Origin of the sequence: Hymenobacter wooponensis (assembly GCF_004745865.1) — a bacterium.
GTDB lineage: Bacteria > Bacteroidota > Bacteroidia > Cytophagales > Hymenobacteraceae > Hymenobacter > Hymenobacter wooponensis.
Genome location: NZ_SRKZ01000019.1, coordinates 1 through 1,907 on the forward strand (window position 1 = coordinate 1; position 1,907 = coordinate 1,907).

The 1,907-nt window shown below is 71.9% G+C and carries 1 protein-coding gene; it reads left to right on the forward strand.

From position 1 onward, the window contains the following. Positions 1–1,907: glycosyl hydrolase family 28-related protein (locus EU557_RS25335; RefSeq protein WP_210116131.1), on the forward strand; the 1,907-nt coding region annotated here is incomplete at both ends.

Here is a 1,907-nt window from a genome sequence, read left to right on the forward strand (position 1 = left end):
GCCGGGGCCCAGACCGTGATCTTCAACGCCAGCCCCTCGGCTCAGCCCGGCCAGGCCTGCTCGCTGCAGGGCCACTTCTCCGCCACCGCCAAGGCCTACCTCAGCGCCCGCGGCGGCCCCGCCCTGCCCCTGCCCGCCCTGGTGCAGTCCGCCGGCCAGCTCACCGTTCAGGTGCCCGCCTCCCTGCCGCTGGACCTCTACCAGGTCTGGGTCGAGGACCAGGGACAGCGCAGCCCCAGCGTGGCCCTTAACCGCGCCCGCGCCATGCACTTCGACTCCCCCGAGGTCACCCCCGGCGGCCGCCTGCGCCTGTTCGGCCGCAACCTGCGCCTGGCCGGCGCCACCCCCTCCGTGCGCTTCGTGCCTGCCGGCAGTGGCAGCGGCAGCGGCGGGCTCGCCGCCACCGTGGACCTGAGCCAGAGCGACGCCTACTCGCTGCGCCTGAGCGCGCCCGCCGGCCTGCTGCCCGGCACCCGCTACGACGTGCTGGTCAGCAACGGGCTCGGCGCCAGCGCCAGCGCCGGCGAGACCCTGGCCGAGCAGGCAGTGCTGGCCATCGCCGCCGGCCCCGACTACTTCCACCTCGACGTGCCCTGGGCCGCCAAGTTCGACTTCACCGCCAACCTCTACAACGTCAAGTCCGACCCGCGCCTGCGCCTGAAGGCCGTGGGCGACGGCGTGGCCAACGACCAGCCCGCTCTGCAGGCGGCCATCAACCAGGCCGCCGCCGCCGGCGGGGGCATCGTCTACCTGCCGGCCGGCACCTACAAGCTGGTCTACAGCAGCGTCTCGGGCCTGGAGCTGCCCGCCCGCGTGGTGGTGCAGGGCGCCGGCCCCAGCCTGACGCAGCTGCGCTACGGCTACGGGGCGGCCAACGGCTTCGGCTACGCCGTGGGCTTTGCCAGCAACGCCCAGCGCGTGGGCCTGGCCGACCTGGCCCTGGAGAACGTCAACGAGCAGGGCCGCTGGGAGCACAACCTGTGCTCCTACCCCGGCACGCTGCGCGACGCGTTCCTGAGCAACGTGCACGTGCGCTTCAGCGGCGAGGCGCTGAGCCTGCTGCACCCCAGCGAGCGGGTGCTGGTGCAGAACTGCCGGCTCATCAGCCGCCACAACCCGCTGGCCAGCCTGCAGCAGGGCCCGCTGGCCGTGCAGCACAGCACCCACCTGACCTTGCGCAACAACTACCTGCTGCACGAGGTCTGGCAGACGGGCTTCAACGAGGACTGCACCAACCTGGTGGTGGAGGGCAACACGTTCGTGCGCGACGCGGCCATCCTCTACACGGCAGCCAAGCCCACGATCGAGACGCGCACGCTCTCGATCAACTTCGCCCAGAACGTGGCGCTGGTGGGCAACCGCTTTGAGACCATCAACGGGCCGGCCCCGGACAACAACGACGGGGAGACGCTGCTCAACGAGGGCGGCGGCCCCCAGCGCAAGGACGCCTACTACGGCAGCGTGAGCGGGGCGGGAGCCAGCTCGCTGCAGGACGCGTCCGCCAGCTGGGGGGCGCTGACCCCGCAGGCGGTGGTGGTCATCATCCAGGGCAAGGGCCTGGGCCAGTGGCGGCGCATCACGGCCAGCACGGGCCAGAGCCTGACGCTGGAGCGGGCCTGGGACGTGGTGCCGGACCAGAGCGCGCGCTACGCCATCACGGACTGGTCGGCGCGCAACTGGCTGGTGCAGGGCAACACGCTGGTCAACAACCGGGCGGGGCTGGAGTTCTGGTCGTGCAGCACGCTGGACGTGGCCGTGGTGGGCAACCGGCTCACCAACAACGACGGGATCCTGCTGCGGCCGGGCCAGACGCTGATCCAGGGGGCACAGGTGTTCAACATGGTCTACAACACGCAGCTGGTGGGCAACACGGTGGAGAACGTGGAGGCGGCGGCCAACACGGGGGC